An 18073-nucleotide genomic window follows, 5' to 3' on the forward strand; every position below is an offset into this window, starting at 1 on the left:
CTATTTTATATTTAGTGATATACTAAAGACATCTTAAATCTCTTCAGCAAGTTCTAGTGCCTTTGTTAAAGCACCTAATTTGTTATATACTTCTTGTAATTCTTTTTCGGGGTCACTTCCAGATACTATTCCGGCACCTGCTTGATAATGTAATGCGTGATTTTTACTCAAAAATGAACGAATAATAATGGCATGATTAAAATTGCCATTAAAGTCCATAAAACCGATAGCACCTCCATAAAAAGTACGATTGCGATTTTCATACTTTTCTAGTAATTGCATCGCCATATGTTTAGGAGCACCACTTAAGGTTCCTGCAGGAAATGTATCTGCTACCACTTGTAATGTACTTGAGGAATCATGTTTATGAGCAGTTACTTTACTTACTAGGTGTATGACATGTGAGAAAAACTGGACTTCTCTATACGTCTCTACTTGAACGCCATGGCCATTTCTTGAAAGATCATTACGAGCAAGATCTACTAGCATTACATGTTCACTATTTTCTTTTTCGTCTACAGCAAGCTCTTTGGCAAGTTGTGCATCTTGCTCATCATTTCCAGTACGTTTAAAAGTTCCTGCGATAGGATGAATCTCCGCTTTTCCTTCACTTACAATAAGTTGTGCTTCTGGAGAAGATCCAAATATTTTAAAATCTCCATAATCAAAGTAGAATAAGTAAGGAGAAGGATTTACACTACGTAACGCTCTATATACATTAAATTCATCTCCTTTAAATTGCTGAGAGAATCGTTTGCTAGGTACAATTTGAAAAACATCACCGCGCTGACAGTGTTTTTTGCAAGTTTCTACTAAGTCTTTAAATTCTTGATCAGAGATATTGGTGTTAACAGTGCCTTCTCTATTAAAATTATACTCAGCGAAGTTTTTAACTTTTAGTAATTGCTCTATCTGCGCAATATTATTTTCTTCTTCTGTAGTATGACAAAAGATGTAGGCTTCATTATTAAAATGATTGATGGCAATGATATTTTGATATACGGCATAATATATATCAGGAATTGCTAAATCCTGTTCTTTTTTAGTGATTTCTATATCTTCAAAGAAATGAACAGCATCATACGATAAGTATCCAAAAAGGCCATTATTTATGAATTTAAAATCAGATGATTCTGATGAGAATGCTTTCGCGAAAGCGTCCAAAATACCCACAACATCAGTTTCAGGAGTGATTTCTTGTATTGTTTTATTGCCATCGGGAAATTGTTGTACAATTTGGTCACGATCTACTTTTATAGAAGCAATAGGGTTGCAACAGATATAGCTAAAACTATTATCATTGGCATGGTAATCACTACTCTCTAGTAGTAAACTATTAGGAAAACGATCTCGCAAGCGCAAGTATACAGATACAGGTGTAATAGTATCTGCAAGTAGTTTTTTTGAGTATGTTTTTAATATGTATGTCATTGCATATTCTTTTGTAAAAATGAAAAAGCCTGTCGTAAGACAGGCTTTTAATATATGTTAAATACATAGGAGCTTCTTACGATAACGTTAGTTTCGTATTCCACCACCAAGTATGTACTGTATTGTTTTTCATTCTGAGTGTAAATATAGGAAGCTGTTTTAAATAAAAAAAGCCTTGATGCTAAATTTTGACAAATAGTCTCAAGGCTTTTTCAGTCCTTACATTAAAAGGATTAAAAATTTAATGTCACATCAAGTTCAAATTCATCATTGATAGCTTTGTCTTTTAAGTTATCAAAGAAACTTCCTGATCCATATGTAATTCCATGCTTTGTACGATCTATAGATAATTTAGTTGTAGCCTTATTACCATAAACGCTTATACGTAGTCTAATACTTTGAGTAATTCCTTTAATAGTCATATTGCCTACAGTACTATATACATTTCCATTTTGTACAACATCTGTGATTGTAAATGTAGCTGTAGGATGTGCAGTTGTGCCAAAGAAATCTTTTGACTTTAAGTGTCCTTCTAATTTTTCTTTTCCTTTTCCAGCTTCTAAGTCTGTTACTTGTAATGAGGTCATATTTATTGTAAAACTTCCTCCTACAAGCTTGTCACCTTCCATGATAAGTGTGCCGTCTTGTAGATCAATAGTACCTGTATGTGATCCAGTTACTTTTTTTCCTGTCCAAATGATTTTTGATTCTTTTACTTTTATTTCTTTTTTAATTGGGTTTGTAGCAAAAGCTCCAGTTACGATAAGTGCTAAAATTGCTGTAAATAATTTAGTTTTCATTTTTTTTGATTTTAATATTTATTGTCTGAGTTTGTTGAGTAGTTTATTGAGTATCTCAAGCTCATTGTCGTTTAATTGTTTTGTTACTTTCTTTTCTGCACTATTTATAATAGGATCTATAGTATCTAAAAGAGTCAGTCCTTTTTGTGTAATTGTGATTTCAACTTTTCTTCGATTGCTAGGACAGGTAATACGTTCGGTATATCCTTTGGTAATTAGTTTATCTACAAGTCTTGTTGTGTTACTTGTCTTAGCAACCATTCTAGAGTTAATCGTAGAGAGATTTGCAGGTTGGTCATCTTGGCCTCTTAAGATACGAAGCACATTAAATTGTTGTAAGGATATGTCAAAAGGTTTTATAGCTTCAGTGATCATATCATTGGCCCAATTTGCTGAATATAAAAGATTAATAGTCAGCTTTCGCGAAAGCGGTAATGTCTTAGCTTGAATGATTTCTTCTATTGTCATTACAATATTTGTGTATACAAATGTAAAGTATTCTTCATTTCTATTTGGATTATTTAACAATTTTTTAAAAATTTGAAGCATTAGACAAACTAAATCAACAATTTTTTAACGTATAACTCCCAAAGTTTGTTAATAGCTTGAAGGGAGTACAAACTGTATTATATTTTTGTAGTGATGAAATTTTATGCATTTATAGGAATATTACTTTTAATAAGTTGTAAGGGTGGAAATCCAGAAATTGTTTCTTTTGAAGATTTAAAAGAAGATATGTCTTTTGTAACGATAGATTATGAGGGATTGGAAGACTATTTAGAAGCTTCTGAAGCAGCAGTACATGTGGTAAATTTTTGGGCTACTTGGTGTCAACCATGTGTTAAAGAATTACCTCATTTTGAAGAATTGAGAGCAACTTATGGTACCAAGGATGTAAAGGTGATTCTAGTAAGTTTAGATTTTCCTGATCAGATAGAACGTCTCACTCATTTTATAGAAAAGCGGAATATTCAATCAGAAGTAGTATTTTTAGACGATGGGGATGGTAATAGTTGGATTCCAAAAGTAGATGCTACTTGGTCAGGTGCAATTCCTGCAACGATTATGTATAATGATGAAAAACGTTCTTTTCATGAGCGATCTTTCACCTATGAAATGCTAGAAAAAGAGCTTAAATTATTTTTATGAAAACATTAAAAATTTTAACTGCTATTGCTGTGGTTGTGATTTTATCGGCTTTTGTCGTAAGATCTATCAATCCCAATAAAGTAGGTGGTAACGGTTATGGTATAGGAGATATCGCAAAAGATATTTCTTTAAAAAATATAGATGGGAAAATGGTTTCCTATTCAGATTATGCAGATGCCAAAGGGTTTATTGTCATTTTTACGTGCAATACCTGTCCTTTCTCGGTTGCTAATGAAGACCGTATTATTGCATTAGATATGAAGTATAAAAATGTAGGATATCCTGTAATAGCTATTAACCCGAATAATCCAGAGATGAAACCTGGAGATAGTTTTAATGCAATGCAACAACGTGCTAAAGAAAAAGGGTTTACATTTCCATATCTTTTTGATGAAGGCCAAAAAGTGTTTCCTGTATATGGAGCTACAAAAACACCTCATGTATATTTACTTCAAAAAACTGAAAAGGGTAATGAGGTAAAGTATATAGGCGCTATTGATGATAACTCAAGAAATGCTAATGCAGTAAAAGTAAAGTATCTTGAAAATGCTGTGGATGCGTTGCTTTCTGGTAAAACGATCGAAATAACAGAAACAAAAGCGATAGGTTGCTCTATAAAAGCATAACACCTTATTATTTTACAATACATACAAAAAATCGAAACTTAATCAAGTTTCGATTTTTTGTATCTCCCTATATTATTTCCTTAAATTTGCAACAAACTACAGATGCTTATGATCTTAGAACAGATGTATACAAAATGCTTAGCCCAAGGAGCTTATTTTATAAGTTCTCAAGGAGAAGCTATTATTATAGATCCTTTACGAGAAGTACAACCTTATCTTGATCTCGCAAAAGAACATGAAAGTACTATTAAATATGTGTTTCTTACTCATTTTCATGCAGACTTTGTAAGTGGTCAGGTAGACTTAGCAAAAGCTACAGGAGCTACTGTTGTACTTGGACCTAATGCAAAAGCAGGTTACGATTATCACAGTGCAAAAGACGGTGAGGTTTTTCAAATAGGAACTCTTCAAATGGAGGTTATCCATACACCTGGTCATACTATGGAATCGACTTGTTACTTATTGCGAAGTGAAGAAGGAAAAGAGGAAGCTCTTTTTACAGGAGATACTTTGTTTATAGGTGATGTAGGACGTCCAGATCTTGCTGCAAAATCAGACTTGACTAAAGAAGATTTAGCAGGGCATTTATATGATAGCTTACATAACCGTATCATGCCGCTTTCAGATGATATTATTGTCTATCCAGCGCATGGGGCTGGTTCTGCTTGTGGTAAGAATATGAGTAGTCAGACAAGTGATACGTTAGGCAATCAAAAAGAAACCAATTATGCGTTTAAGTTAAATAGAGAAGATTTTATCAAAGAATTAATTACTGGATTAAATGCGCCTCCTAGTTATTTTCCTGAGAATGTAGCTATGAATAAACGTATTAATACAGACTTTGATACCATTATAAAAAGAGGTACAACACCTCTTTCAGTTACTGCATTTGAGACATTAGCATTGCAAGGGGATATGTTGGTGCTAGATACAAGAAGTGTTTCCGCTTTCGCGAAAGCGTCTCTGCCAGGAGCATGGTTTATAGGACTAAGTGGGCAGTTTGCGCCGTGGGTTGGAGCTATGGTAAAAGATATCAATCAAAAAATTATAGTTCTAGCTGAAGAAGGTAAAGAAGAAGAGGTAGCGACCCGTCTTTCTAGAGTAGGATATGACCATAGTTTAGGATACCTTGAAGGAGGCGTAGAAGCTTGGATTGAAGCAGGAAAAGAAACTGTGAGCATACAAGAAGTTACCGCACAAGAGTTTGTAGATGGACTCTCCAATGGTAGTATTGCTTACCCAGTAGATGTACGTAAAGATGGAGAGTTTACAACAAGCCATATTGCAGGAATATCACATATGCCTTTAGATGATGTACATACTAATAGTAAGGATTTAGATCCTTCAAAGACGTATCATGTACATTGTGCTGGAGGATATAGGTCTTTGATATATGCATCTATTGCACGATCTCAGGGAATTGAGATGGTAAATGTATTAGGTGGATACGGTGCTATTAAAAAAACAGAATTAGGAACTATTAAATTAACAGAATGAAAGATATAACAGTAGAAGAGTGGAAATCACAAATCGCAACCGATGATAATGCAGTGATTTTAGATGTTCGTACACAGGACGAAGTAGATGAAGGGGCACTGGAGAATGCACATCATATCGATATTTTTTTAGGACAAGGATTTATAGACGAGGTAAAAAAATTAGATACAGATAAGAATTATTATATTTATTGTCGTTCAGGAAATCGTAGTGGCCAAGCATGTGCTATTATGGGACAGCTAGGTTTTGAAAACACTTACAATATGCTAGGTGGTTACATGGCTTGGGAAGAAGAATTATAAAATAAATCATATGCGCTTTTTAGTATCTATATGTCTTTTAATGGTAATTGTAGCTTGTAAGGAAAAAGCTATAACTCCGCGGGTTGAAGTTATTTCTGTTCAAGAAATGAAAGAAGTTCTTAGAGCAGAATCTGTACAGCTTATAGATGTTCGAACGCGTAATGAGTATGCTTCTAATCATATCAAGAATGCAAAAAACATCGTATATCAAGGTGAAGATTGGGAAGAGCAAATTGCAACATTAGATAAAGAAAAGCCTGTGTATGTATATTGCCAAAAAGGCGGTAGAAGTGCAAAATGTGCATCTTTATTAGAAGAAGCAGGTTTCCAAAAAGTATATGATTTAGAAGGAGGAATCTCTCAATGGATAGCTCAAGGAAATCAAGTAGATTGATCTCTTCCTTAGAAGAAATAATACATACTAAAAAAGCGTGCCATTAGAGCACGCTTTTTTTTAGAATAAAATTATTGATTTTACTTTTTCAAAAATTGTTGTACATAGGTTTTATTATCCTGTAGAATTCGTATAAAATAATTTCCTGTAGCTAGATTACTAACATCAATTATTGTGGTGTTTTCAAGCCTAGCATTCAATACACGTTTTCCATCTACAGTAAATACAGAGTAGATAGCATTGTTTAATTCAATAGGTGTTTCTAGGTTAATCACATTTTCAGCTGGGTTTGGAAATACTTTTAAATCATTTCCTGTAATATCATCTACTCCTAGATTTTCATCTTCAAATATAACGAGTGTATCATTGATGTCTGGATCTTCAACTACCGTAATGATTCCGGATGGCCAGTGTACTGTTACTGTTTCTATTTCTTCATCTTGACCAAGACCGAAGTGAGTGTTAAGTGAACTCATATATCTGAAACCTTCACCACTTCTTACATCTCTAATTTGAGTTCCTAGTCCAGGAGAAACTATTTCTACACGAGCTCCAATACCGTTTAGGTTGCTTTCATCACCTACGGTTACAATTTTAATCCAGTTATTATCATTCCCATCATTTAAGAAAAGTCCGTTACTGAAAATATCAAGGAATCCATCGTTATTTGCATCGCCTATAGCGCCACTTTGCGGAACTGTTTGTGTAATTGTTTCAAAAGATAAGCCGTCGCCACCATTTAAAAGAATTTGACCATTAGAAAAAATATCTAGATGTCCATCATTATCAAAATCAGCAGGTGCATTTTCAATTCCTAAAGGTGTATTAGATAAATCTACAGAGCCAGAAATATCTGTGAATGTACCATCACCATTGTTACGCATATATTTTGTAGGTCCATCAGATGTAGAACTTGCCCCTATATAACCATCCATATCTCCATCATTATCGTAATCACCCCAAGCAGATGACCATGTTTGTACTGGATCGGCTAGATTTACGCCTGAATCTCCAGCTATATTTGTAAAAGTATTGTCTCCGTTATTTCTATGGAGTTCATTGATTTTAGCATCTGTATTTCCTCCTCTACATTTTGCGATAAATAGATCCATATCACGATCATTATCATAATCAATCCACACGGTTCCATAATTTCCTCCATTAGTCACAAGTCCTAACCCAGAAGGAATTCCATCTGGATCTGCTCCTTGGTAGAAGGTAAGGTTTCCGTCACCATCATTTATATAATATACATTAGGCGCAATATCATGGCATACAAATGCATCTAAGTGTCCATCATTATTTAGATCTACAAAATTAGAACGTTGCGAAAACACAAATTCAGGTCCAGATATTTCAGTATAAGCTGTACCATCATCATTAGCCATCATAAAGGTAACTCCGCTACCGCCTCCATATAAAAGATCGTTATATCCATTACTATCAATATCTCCAGCGGCAAGACTCCATGAAGGTGTGTTATCTGCATTTGTAGTGGTAATATTTACGGTATTAAATCCACCAGTTTCTAGTTGATAATTGATATTTATATTACTAGCTGATACAGAAACTAAATCATCTAGATAGTCTCCATTCATATCTACCATAGCAATTCTAGAACCACTAGTAGTAGTGCTTTGTGCAGTAAATGTAAGTTGTCCCGGAGGTGGGGCATCTGCTTCACTAATTTCAAAATCAAAACCGGCTGAAGACCATCTGTTATCCCAAGCAATGTAATAGGACTCTCCTGCTATTGCTTGAAATGAGGCTACAGATAAAAATCCGTTTCCAACATTTCCTGCATCATCATCTCCTACAATACAATTTAGATTTCCGCAATTGCCTGAGTAAACCTGTACACGAGTATCACCTCCTGAATTTACTTCTAGATCTGAAGTGACAGTAACAAATACATCATCGCCAGCTGGGGCAGTGTATATGTACCATTCTCCATTACCCGCTTGATCTGTTGTTTCTGTAGTACATACAGGTGTTGGGGCTTCTCCATCAATACCATCGACAGTATAGGTTCCTACTGTTACAGGAACAGCATTTGCGCAATCTTGTTGGGCATGCATACCAAGCGGTATACATAACAATGAGGTGTAGAGTAGTAGTTTTTTCATAATTAGTTTAGTTAGTTTATTCGCATTCCATGTCTAATTCATTTATAAAGTCTTCTAAGAGTGTCACTGCTTCTTCGTGTATAAGTGTTCTTCCTAATAACGGCATACGAGATTCTTCGGCAGTAGTGTTAAGTCTGAAAAACAATGTAGATCGCTGGATGTTACCTGGTCTTATAATATGTGTAAGTCCATTTCCTAAATCTTCATCTGGCTCTACACAAACTCCAAGGTTTTCGTCTAAAATAGAAGAGGTGTAATCTAAGCGTATAGGTCTGTAAGAACAATGCCCATCATCTATATGGCAATGTGCGCAGTTTACTTCAAAATAGTTTCGAACCCTATCTTTTAATGGTGCGCTTGTATCTAGCCAATCTATAAGCGTATTTATATCTGCTGGTGCAGATTGTAAATAACCTTCTTCAATCCATTTGTCTAATTGATTTGCTGTGCTTCCGTCTGTGTAGGTGAAGTCTTTATTAAGGTTTTGAGGTTTTGGGCCAATAGGAATAGAAGTGTCTCCAGATTTATGACATGTTTGACATTCTGTTACATTAGGGATTCTATAGTTTACAGATCTTGTCTCACCATTTAATTCCCACATAATATCTACATTGCTACCATCCAAATTATATGTAGCTTCTGTTTGTGCTTCGTTCCATACATAGTCTGCAAATTCCCAACCATCTGCAGTATTTATAAGAAGGCGTGTTTCTAGAATTTGTCTTGCGTTTTGTGGGAGTACATTATCATAAAAGAAGTTTTTTATGATAATAGTTCCTACGGGAAAGACGAGTAATTGATCATCTGCTTCATAGGTGGCACTTACACCTTCGGGCATCCATATAAAGCGTTTTTTTGTAGAGTAGTCAGAAAATAGTTTATTGATGAGTGTGTATTCAAGAACTCCTTCATTAGGGGTAAGATTTGCTAAACTTCCGTCAAAAAAACCGTATTCAGATAATGTATTAAAAGGAACTGCGGTTAAATCTATGGTTACCCCCATGTCTACAGTATCTCCTCCATCATCATCCGTCATCATTGGGTCATCATCGGTTTCTGCCATTGGCGTGTAGTTATCATCATCTCCGCAGGATAAAAATAGTGCAAATAGTAGGATCGTGAGTGTTAAGTAATACTTACTCATATTGGTGTAGTTTTGAAAATATAGTTTTGGTTATTATTAGTTAAATGCCTCCTATAGATAGCAATATTATATAAAATGTGTTATCATTTTGTGTATTGTATTGCTAAGGTGTTAAAATGTTTTTGATTTGCTATATTCTACTAAAATAACAACTCAATGTCAAAAGTTCCTACCTAATATTGTTGAAAATTAACATGTGCATGTTATGCTTTGTTTTGTAGGTGTTTGTATGGGTGTTGTATGTCAATACTTCCTGCTGTCTATAAAAGCTGTTTTATACGCTTTATCGCTTTGCTCTCCCTATGGTCGTGAACCTGCCTGCCGGCAGGTCTCACAAGTTCGCTTTTGCGAAAGCGTATTTAGCACCCATTTAATTATGAAATTTTGTATTTAAATCACAGTATGTACCAACAAAAAAGGTTGCCTTTTAACAAGGCAACCTTTTTTTAATAGTTATGTGTTTTATATTATTTGATAATTAACTTATCAATAAAAGTCTGTCCATCGGTAGTATTTGCTTTTACTAAATAGATACCTGCAGTTAGCGTATTAACATCTACTTGTATTTGCGAAACTCCAAGTTCAATAGCTACACTTTTTACTTTTTTACCAGTGATATCAAAAATCTCTAATTGTTCAATACTATTAGTGGTATCCCAATTTAAAGAGAAGCTTGAGCTTGTAGGGTTAGGGAACATGCGTACTTGATCAGAAAGTGTATTTTCTTCAATAGCTAGGGTACAATCAATCGTTACCGTTGCAGTACAAGTTACCGTGTTTCCTGCGGTGTCTGTTACTGTTATGGTGACTGTGTTTTCACCTTCATCATCACAGTTAAAAGTATCTATATCTAGTGTTACTGTAGTTTCATTACCACAATTATTAGGGAATACTCCTTCTTCTGGAATGAAAGCAACATAATCATTTGTAGCGCTCCAAGTTGTTGCATTACGTCCTGGTGTTGCTACAGCATCTGTTCCATTCATGTTTTCAATACCTTGTGTCATTGTGCCATCTGCTGGTATTGATGCGCTATGTATTTCTACAATGTTAGATCCTTCTTTTAGGTGTACTTGTGATGTCACGGTATTTGAAGAACCAAAATAAGGTACATTATCAAACTCCATAATAAGTGTTCTGTTAGGTGCCGAACCAATTGTTTCGTAGCTAATAAGTCCTCCAGCACTTGGATTTACATCTTCCCATGCGAAAGCAACAATGTTATCTATACCATCAGCGCTAGGTAGTGATGCTCCAGAGCAACATCCATTGTTTACACCTGATGAGAATGTTATAAATCCATTTGATGAGATATAGAAGTTTTGGTACATTTCTCCATAGAATGTAAAGTCAAAACCTATAGGTAATGCAGTTGATACTTGATCATCTCCTAAAGTAACTGTTGTACCATTGATGTCTATTGGAGCAAAATCTCCAGTTTGATCAACGGTATAGTTATCTCCTGTTGGAAAATTTGCAATAACATCTGACGGTGTGATGACGATAGGTCCATCTTCACTTACTTCTATTGTAACATCTTGACATTCTAAGATAGGTGTGTCACTACGTACTTCTATCGTATCTGAATCTGTATTTACATCAGAACATTCATTATCTACCATATAAGTAATTGTATGAACACCTATTCCAGCTGCACTAGGATTAAATGTATAGGTCATACCATCTCCATTATCAGTCACTCCAGGTCCAGAATATACTCCTCCTACTGGGATTCCTCCATTTAGTACCATTGTATCTTCAGATACACAGAAAATAGTGTCTGGTGTATTTATTAATGTCGATAATGAATCAAAAGCTTCTGTTCCATCATTTCTACTGTTTGAAGAACCTTGATCGGCACTAAACCCTAGACCTCTTTTTGCAAATGCTTCCCATATAATACATTGGTTAGCTCCACCAAAAAGAGCTACATCTGCTGCTAAGATAGCATCTCGTCCATCTACAAAACCTGGGTTACAAGGTTGTAATTTTAGTCCTTCGGTAACTAATGCTAATGCAATATTATTACCGCCAGTTCCATTATATACATCAGGATCAAACCCGTGTTCTTCAATAAGCCCCCAAGTTACTTCCCATAGCATTGCTGCCCATATAGACCCTAATGGGTGAGGACCTGCAGTACCTTGAATAGAGTTATATGTTCTAGGATCTTGTGCTAGATCTGTCGTATATGGAAATGCTCTAATACCAGGTCCGTTTTCATCTTGACCAAATAACCAGTTTCCTACAGGACGTAAATCTGTGCTTACATCGTCTGCTTCAATGGTAAGAACAGCTCCGTACCAGTCACTCCATCCTTCTCCCATTTGCTCATCGTTAGAAAGGCATCCAGAGTTTGCAGCACCTCCAGTAAGACGTACAGAAACACCGTGTCCATATTCATGTACTACTACGAGATTATCTACATTTCCATCTCTATTTCCACAAATAAACATATTCATACTTCCAGAAGTACCATCTGGTGGTGATCCAAAGGTTGCATTACAGAATTCATCAATTTGTGAAAAAGCATCAACGCTATCATTTCCTAATCCTCCATTTCCATAATTGTTTACTTGAAAATTACCACTCGCTTCATCAAAACCATAGCGATATGTGATATCGTGTATCACATTATTCCAATAAAAAAGATTTGTAATGGCAGCATCTTCCGATTGATCTGCATCACTATATACGGGATTAAAAGGGTAATCAAAAATAAGATCAGCGCCTCCGTCAGGTTGGTAGCCGCTATTATCACCTCCATCACGAGCATTTACATTATTACCCTGTGTTACGGTAAATTCGGCTCCATCTGTTCCATCAGTATCATGCCATCCAAAAGGCGATGCGGTAAGATCATGTGGATCTGAAACAATACTACGATCTCCTTGTAATGGAGTTGCTAGTGGAAGAGCATATACATTATAGGTTCCGTTCCCCATAATTGTAGCGGTCGCTACTGTAGGAGTTGTCATATTAAAAGCAGCAACCGCTTCTTTAGTATGATCATGTGCGTGTCCTGCACTACATTGTATGTTCCAGTTATTTTTTGAAATGATAATTCCTGTTGTTGCATCAACAAAAAAGTTATACCAGTTTGCCCCATTAGTTTCTTCAATAGAAACTTCCCATGCAGCAACCCATTTTCCATTTTGCAGTTTACTATATACTAGTTCTGTTGGAATATTTTTTCTTGAGATTCCTCCATTACTAAAAATGGTTTTGTCAGGAAAGTTATCATCATTTTGTAATTGAACAACAGGTGTTGAGATGGTATATTGCATCCTGTCAGCAATATTTTGAATGGCTTCTGCTGCATTCATTGCAGGTGTGATTACGCCAATTTTCTGATCAACATCTTTTATAAACTTACTGTGGCCTTGTATAATACTTCCATTTTTAAGGTGGATACTACTTTCGGTTCCGATGACTTCATGTCCATTAAAAGCTTGTCTAAAGTAAATGTGTAAAACACCACTTTGACTACTTATATGTTGGCTAGTAATTTTATAATTAGCGATGTCTGATGGATTTAAATCATTGTTTTGTACTTGTTGTAGTAAATACATCGTTACATCTGGCGATGATTGTGCATTCATCGAGAGATAACTCAGACATATGCATACTACGAATACGTGTAATTTTTTAAACATATTTTTAGTGTTTGTGCTTTACATTTTTAAAGCGTTTCATAATTAAATGGATAGAGAAAAAAGCTACTCCATATTTTTTTGATGAAGCTTTCATAGTCTATGTAAGTCCTTTTGGAATTATTTTGTGATAAAAATTTAAAAGTAAAATAAGGGCTCTTATGTAACGTCCAATAAAAGCTTACTTATATTTTTTGCTATTAATTTTTAGGTGATATTGTTATTTAGGGGATTAGAATTGTTAGTCTACATAAATAAAACAATTAAATATCAAAATTTCCTACCTGATGATGGTATTCGTAGGATCATTTTTTTCTTACTTTACAAGAACATCCATGTTTTTTGATTGTTTTGAATAAGAGGTGGTATTTTTTTATACGCTTTCGCGAAAGCGTACCCAACACGAATAGTTGTTTTTAAAGAGTGTTAATTCTTATGGTTATTCTATGAATTTATAGTATTTTAATCTTTTAAAAAATAAAGTTATGTATACCTCTAAAAGATTAGCACAAGCGATTACAAAATTGTACACTGCTTTTCATGACAATACATTGCATCCAGAATGCTGTAAGTCTTGTGCAGTGGGAAATATTCTTGATAATACAGATGCCTGGAAACATCTTTCTGACGCACATGGATCTGTCGTTTTGAATTATGTGGGAAAAGTACATCAAGGATTAGGGCGAACATTTAATGGGTATACTCCTCAAGAATTAATGCAGATAGAAGCTACTTTTTTGAAGGCCTGTGGATATTCCTTACCACTTCATCATAGAGGAGTGAAACCTTCTAATCCTAACGATAAAGAACTGTTGTTTAAAGGGCTTTCTGAAACAATTGCCTTTTTATGTAAATTGGATGGAGTGACTAATGTCATGGATTACTCTAAATTATTTGAATTTAAAGAAGATCATGCCCCAGTATATGCGCTAACGTTTTAATTCTTGTGATACTCTCTATATTCTTTTATATAGTTTTCTAGTGCATTCCCAACTGCTACTTCTCGCCATAAATCAATATCTTTTTCAATGACTGTAGGGTCATAAGATGCGTTGATGTATTTTTTTATAGAAGTAATATAACGCTTGTTTTTTGCTGGGATTTTTATGATAGATTGCTTGCCCGTTATGGCATAATCACCTTCATAAGAAACACAAAATATAAGTACTTGATCTCCTTTTGAGAGGTTTGTCCCTTCAAAACAATCTGTAGAGATATTTCCTATACTATTCATATTTCTATCATGTGATTTTGAATCTAAGATGACTTCTTCTATAACAATATGCCCTTCTACAGAGGTGTATATGTCATCTTCAGAAACCTCAGTAGGATTTTCTATTTGGGTTACGGTACCTAGTATGATAAGACTATAACGAGATCCAAAACCAAAGGGAGTAAAATCATTTGCCCAATACATATAACCAAGATCTAATGTGTCTGATTTGACTATAGTCTTTTGCGTATTCTTATGAGATTGGCATGCTATTGTAGTAAACAAGGAGATACTTATTAATAAAAATGTATGTAAGAGTTTCATAGTGTTTAAAAACTAGCAGTACTCTAAAGTACGAATTAATATGATAGCCTATTACTAAAAAATAGGGGCTATTAAAAATAGCTCCTATTTCATGTTTCAAAGTATTAGTATACTAAAATTTGAATATTTAATCCCCTATATTTCCAGCAGGTAATCCACATTTACAAAGTAACCATGGATCTCCTGCTTGTGCTTGTGCTTCTTCTTCAGGAGTACATGCTTCATAAATACCAGGAAGACATCTGCCAAATCCTCCATTGATTTTCTGTTGCTCTTTTTTATTTAATACTTTTCCTAAATTTGATAGTTTTTTCATGATGTTGTTTTGAATTATTAATAAATTATTTGATTTTTAGAATGTGTGTCTTATACACAAGTACAAATACCCCCCAAATACGCTATATGTCCATTAGGAAGTGTGTGAGGGTGTGTTCCTTGACAGACTGCGTCTAATTCACATTCTGATGAGTTTCCGTATGGGTCGCATGAGCCTCCTGTGGTGCAATCACCATCAGAGATTCCTAATGGTCTTCTTCCTCCTTTAATTTCTTTTTGTTGTTTATGAGTTAATTCTTCTCCTAGTTTTGATAATTTTTTCATAATTGTGAGTTTTATTAATTGATTTTGTCTTGATCATTTAAAGACATTCAAGATGTATGTCTATTTCATTTTCTGATATTAGAATATTCTACATCCTTGCTCAGATACATTTGGATCTGAGCAAGGAAGATATATCCTTCTTAAAGCAGCACATGTAGTTGTATAAGAGGAGGCACAACCACTATCAATAAATGAGGGACGCGCTCTTTGAATTTCTTTTTATTTAATCTTGCCTAAAAGTTTTGCTAGGGTTTTCATAAGGTATATGGTTTGAAAAAAGTTGGTCTACTTAACCTGTAGACCAACTATATAGATTGTTATTTTAAAGTTTATACAGGGGAATTACAATTCATCCCTACATTTTCAGGGCAAATTCCACCACCACCAGGACCATCTCCTCCACCTGGAACGATGCATTGCTCTGTTGAAATTTCGCATACAAGGCCAGGAGGGCATTCTATACCAATACCTATGCCGCAGCCTCCAGAACCATCAGATATAATAACTTCACCAAATCCTGCAGTAATGTTTTTCATTTCAACGCTACTTAAACTTCTTCCAATTTTTAATAAATTTTTCATTCTTTAATTGTATTTGATTATTAAAAAACCTTGATCATTTATAGACATTCAAGATATCTGTCTGACGTATGAACTAATAAATAGTTGTGTGATGCATAATAGATTAGTTCCTACTCAAACTTCACTTTTTTAATAAGCGATTACAAGAAAAATTTACAGGAATTCGCGGAATTTAGGTGTTTAAATCAGGTTTTAAAAGATTGTTTATCAGCACTTTGTGTTGATTTTGTTTTGGGCGAATAAATTGAAGTAAAAAAGTATCGGCACGACACTTTTATATTGTTTTTGAAAGAGATTGTAGGGATTTGTTTGTGGTATAAGTGTTGATTTATAATGATTTATCATTTTTGAGAAAACGATTGTTACTGTAGTTGCTTTCGCGAAAGCGTACCCTTTATTTTGGTTTGTAAAGTACTAGAAAAGGCATTGTCTCTAATTAATATAGCATGTATAATTTTGATTTGATTATTTTAGAGAAAAAAAGTAGCTCTCCTGCTAGTAATGTCTATGCGTTTTATTAAAATACTTTCCCTTGTTTTTTTTTATATGTTATGCTTTTGTGGTACTATATATGGTCAAGTTGAAGAATCGGAAGTATTAGATTCCCTTAAAGGAAAAAGCTATAGATACTTATATCATCAATATAAAAAGAATGTAGAAGATACGATGTCTTCTGTAATGTATCTAACCGCTTTTTTAGATAAAGCAATTTTAGAAAATAATAAAATCAATCAATCAATAGCTTTAAATGATCTTTCCTATTATGCAAAAAATAGAGAGGATAAGTTTCATTTAATTAAGCAATCGCTATATGAAAGTAATAGTGTTGATTCATTGTCTTCTATTCCTGCATATAATAACTTAGGGCAGTATTATCAAGATTATTATGATCATAACCTTGCCATTGATCAATTTTTAAAAGTATATCAACTTTCAAAAAAAGCAAATGATAAGGAGTATGAAGGATTGGCACTGACTAATATAGCTAATGTAAAATCTGATATAGGGAATCACAAAGAGGCTTTAGTGTTGTATAAGAAATGTTTTGACCTTAAGAAAAGCCAGGGAATAGCTATAACGAGTATTTCTCTAAGCTTAGCACAATCTTTTATGTTTAATAAAGAGCATGATTCTGCTACGTATTATTATAATTTAGTCATTGATAAAATAAGAGAAGAGTCTCCTTATTATTTGAGTTTGGCAGATATTAATGAAGGTATTAACTTATATCATAAAGGAGATCGTACACAGTCAAAACTATTATTAGAAAAAGGATCTTCATTAATAGAACGTAAATACCTCAACTCATTATATTATTTGAAATATTATATACGGGCAACATATTATCTAGGAAAAATAAACGAGCCTATAGATAAAGAACTTGCGATGTCTTATTATGAGAAGGTAGATTCTTTACAAACGAGAACTACGATTATACTTCCAGAGATTAGGGATACATATATGCTTTTAAAAGGATATTATGAGAAAGAAAATAAGTATTCAAAGCATTTATATGCGATTAATAAGTTGTTGGAGTTTGATAGTATTGTTTCTGTAAAAAATATAACTACTACCAATAAATTAAATGCTGAGTTTGATACTCCTGAATTACTCAAAGAAAAGGAGAAACTGATTCTGCAATTAGAAAATAAGAATAAGAACCTTAGTTTAAAGTTTGTCTACTTAGTATTATTTATCATTATCATTTTAGCGTTACTTATATTTCAATTTAGAAGGAATAAGGTGTATAAAAAACGTTTTGAAGCGATCCTGATAGACTTGGACAACACACCTAAAGCACCTATTAAAGTAGATCCTTCAAAAACAGATCAGCAACTTCATATAGATCCCAAAGTAGTTGCTACAGTTTTAGATAAATTGGAAGTGTTTGAATCAAAAAATGGATTTTTGAAGAAGACAGTTACTGTAACATCATTGGCTAGAAAATTAGCGACCAATACAAAGTATCTATCAAAAATTATTAATACGTATAAAGGGAAATCGTTTATATCATATATAAATGATTTAAGGATAGAATACATTCTGAAAGAATTGCAAATTAATACAGTACTCCAGCGGTATACTATTTTGGGAATTGCTAAAGAAATAGGTTTTAATTCGGCAGATTCATTTTCAAGTGCTTTCAAAAAGAAAACAGGTATTTCTCCTTCGTTTTACATAAAAAAAATTAAAAACACCAAAAAAGAAACTATTACGCATTAAAATAAATTAG

17 protein-coding genes are annotated in these 18073 nt (G+C 33.9%); 7 read left to right on the forward strand and 10 right to left on the reverse strand.

What is annotated here, in order from left to right:
• Positions 1 to 33 precede the first annotated feature (33 nt).
• The 3 genes from Q1A01_RS16010 to Q1A01_RS16020 all read right to left on the reverse strand — a co-directional run bounded on the left by Q1A01_RS16010 (position 34) and on the right by Q1A01_RS16020 (position 2759).
• Complete coding sequence (locus Q1A01_RS16010; protein WP_299683031.1) at positions 34 to 1431, reverse strand: anthranilate synthase component I family protein; 1398 nt, start codon at positions 1429 to 1431, stop codon at positions 34 to 36.
• A gap of 233 nt (positions 1432 to 1664) precedes the next feature.
• Positions 1665 to 2231: a YceI family protein gene (locus Q1A01_RS16015; protein WP_299683033.1), complete on the reverse strand. Its 567-nt coding sequence runs from the start codon at positions 2229 to 2231 to the stop codon at positions 1665 to 1667.
• Between the two features lie 18 nt (positions 2232 to 2249).
• Positions 2250 to 2759, reverse strand: a complete 510-nt coding sequence (locus Q1A01_RS16020) for a MarR family transcriptional regulator (protein WP_366520109.1) — start codon at positions 2757 to 2759, stop codon at positions 2250 to 2252.
• A 114-nt stretch (positions 2760 to 2873) separates the two neighbouring features.
• Between Q1A01_RS16020 and Q1A01_RS16025 the strand changes: the two genes are divergently transcribed.
• The 5 genes from Q1A01_RS16025 to Q1A01_RS16045 all read left to right on the forward strand — a co-directional run bounded on the left by Q1A01_RS16025 (position 2874) and on the right by Q1A01_RS16045 (position 6199).
• Positions 2874 to 3380 carry a TlpA disulfide reductase family protein gene (locus Q1A01_RS16025; protein ID WP_299683035.1) on the forward strand — a complete coding sequence of 169 codons (507 nt, stop codon included), beginning with the start codon at positions 2874 to 2876 and terminating at the stop codon, positions 3378 to 3380.
• On the forward strand, positions 3377 to 4006 hold the full coding sequence (locus Q1A01_RS16030; protein WP_299683037.1) for a thioredoxin family protein: 630 nt from the start codon (positions 3377 to 3379) through the stop codon (positions 4004 to 4006). Before Q1A01_RS16025 ends, Q1A01_RS16030 begins: the two co-directional genes overlap by 4 nt.
• A gap of 108 nt (positions 4007 to 4114) precedes the next feature.
• Positions 4115 to 5503, forward strand: coding sequence for an MBL fold metallo-hydrolase (locus Q1A01_RS16035; RefSeq protein WP_299683039.1), 1389 nt, complete (start codon positions 4115 to 4117; stop codon positions 5501 to 5503).
• A complete protein-coding gene (locus Q1A01_RS16040) occupies positions 5500 to 5805 on the forward strand; it encodes a rhodanese-like domain-containing protein (RefSeq protein WP_299683041.1) in 306 nt (101 codons plus the stop codon). Before Q1A01_RS16035 ends, Q1A01_RS16040 begins: the two co-directional genes overlap by 4 nt.
• A 10-nt stretch (positions 5806 to 5815) precedes the next feature.
• Positions 5816 to 6199 (forward strand): rhodanese-like domain-containing protein, encoded by a 384-nt coding sequence (locus Q1A01_RS16045; RefSeq protein WP_299683042.1) that lies wholly within the window; start codon positions 5816 to 5818, stop codon positions 6197 to 6199.
• Positions 6200 to 6279: 80 nt separating this feature from the next.
• On the opposite strand, the gene Q1A01_RS16050 is transcribed toward Q1A01_RS16045, so the two are convergent.
• The 3 genes from Q1A01_RS16050 to Q1A01_RS16060 form a co-directional block, all read right to left on the reverse strand.
• Positions 6280 to 8325, reverse strand: a complete 2046-nt coding sequence (locus Q1A01_RS16050) for an FG-GAP-like repeat-containing protein (RefSeq protein WP_299683044.1) — start codon at positions 8323 to 8325, stop codon at positions 6280 to 6282.
• Between the two features lie 16 nt (positions 8326 to 8341).
• The gene (locus Q1A01_RS16055) at positions 8342 to 9469 is read right to left on the reverse strand and encodes a hypothetical protein (RefSeq protein ID WP_299683046.1); all 1128 of its coding nucleotides are present in this window, start codon (positions 9467 to 9469) and stop codon (positions 8342 to 8344) included.
• A gap of 467 nt (positions 9470 to 9936) precedes the next feature.
• Positions 9937 to 13125, reverse strand: a complete 3189-nt coding sequence (locus Q1A01_RS16060) for a M36 family metallopeptidase (RefSeq protein ID WP_299683048.1) — start codon at positions 13123 to 13125, stop codon at positions 9937 to 9939.
• 482 nt (positions 13126 to 13607) lie between these two features.
• Here Q1A01_RS16060 and Q1A01_RS16065 point away from each other — a divergent pair, with 482 nt between their 5' ends.
• Positions 13608 to 14063 (forward strand): Na(+)-translocating NADH-quinone reductase subunit F, encoded by a 456-nt coding sequence (locus Q1A01_RS16065; protein ID WP_299683050.1) that lies wholly within the window; start codon positions 13608 to 13610, stop codon positions 14061 to 14063.
• Here the strand turns inward: Q1A01_RS16065 and Q1A01_RS16070 are convergent.
• The 4 genes from Q1A01_RS16070 to Q1A01_RS16085 all read right to left on the reverse strand — a co-directional run bounded on the left by Q1A01_RS16070 (position 14060) and on the right by Q1A01_RS16085 (position 15795).
• Positions 14060 to 14659, reverse strand: a complete 600-nt coding sequence (locus tag Q1A01_RS16070) for a hypothetical protein (RefSeq protein ID WP_299683051.1) — start codon at positions 14657 to 14659, stop codon at positions 14060 to 14062. The genes Q1A01_RS16065 and Q1A01_RS16070 overlap by 4 nt on opposite strands.
• Positions 14660 to 14786: 127 nt before the next feature.
• Positions 14787 to 14975: a hypothetical protein gene (locus Q1A01_RS16075; RefSeq protein ID WP_299683052.1), complete on the reverse strand. Its 189-nt coding sequence runs from the start codon at positions 14973 to 14975 to the stop codon at positions 14787 to 14789.
• A gap of 50 nt (positions 14976 to 15025) precedes the next feature.
• On the reverse strand, positions 15026 to 15259 hold the full coding sequence (locus Q1A01_RS16080; RefSeq protein WP_299683053.1) for a hypothetical protein: 234 nt from the start codon (positions 15257 to 15259) through the stop codon (positions 15026 to 15028).
• A gap of 329 nt (positions 15260 to 15588) precedes the next feature.
• Positions 15589 to 15795 (reverse strand): hypothetical protein, encoded by a 207-nt coding sequence (locus Q1A01_RS16085; RefSeq protein WP_299683054.1) that lies wholly within the window; start codon positions 15793 to 15795, stop codon positions 15589 to 15591.
• A gap of 552 nt (positions 15796 to 16347) precedes the next feature.
• Here Q1A01_RS16085 and Q1A01_RS16090 point away from each other — a divergent pair.
• The gene (locus Q1A01_RS16090; protein ID WP_299683055.1) at positions 16348 to 18063 is read left to right on the forward strand and encodes a helix-turn-helix domain-containing protein; all 1716 of its coding nucleotides are present in this window, start codon (positions 16348 to 16350) and stop codon (positions 18061 to 18063) included.
• The last annotated feature ends 10 nt before the right edge of the window (positions 18064 to 18073 follow it).

It is taken from the genome of uncultured Dokdonia sp. (assembly GCF_947492815.1).
GTDB lineage: Bacteria > Bacteroidota > Bacteroidia > Flavobacteriales > Flavobacteriaceae > Dokdonia.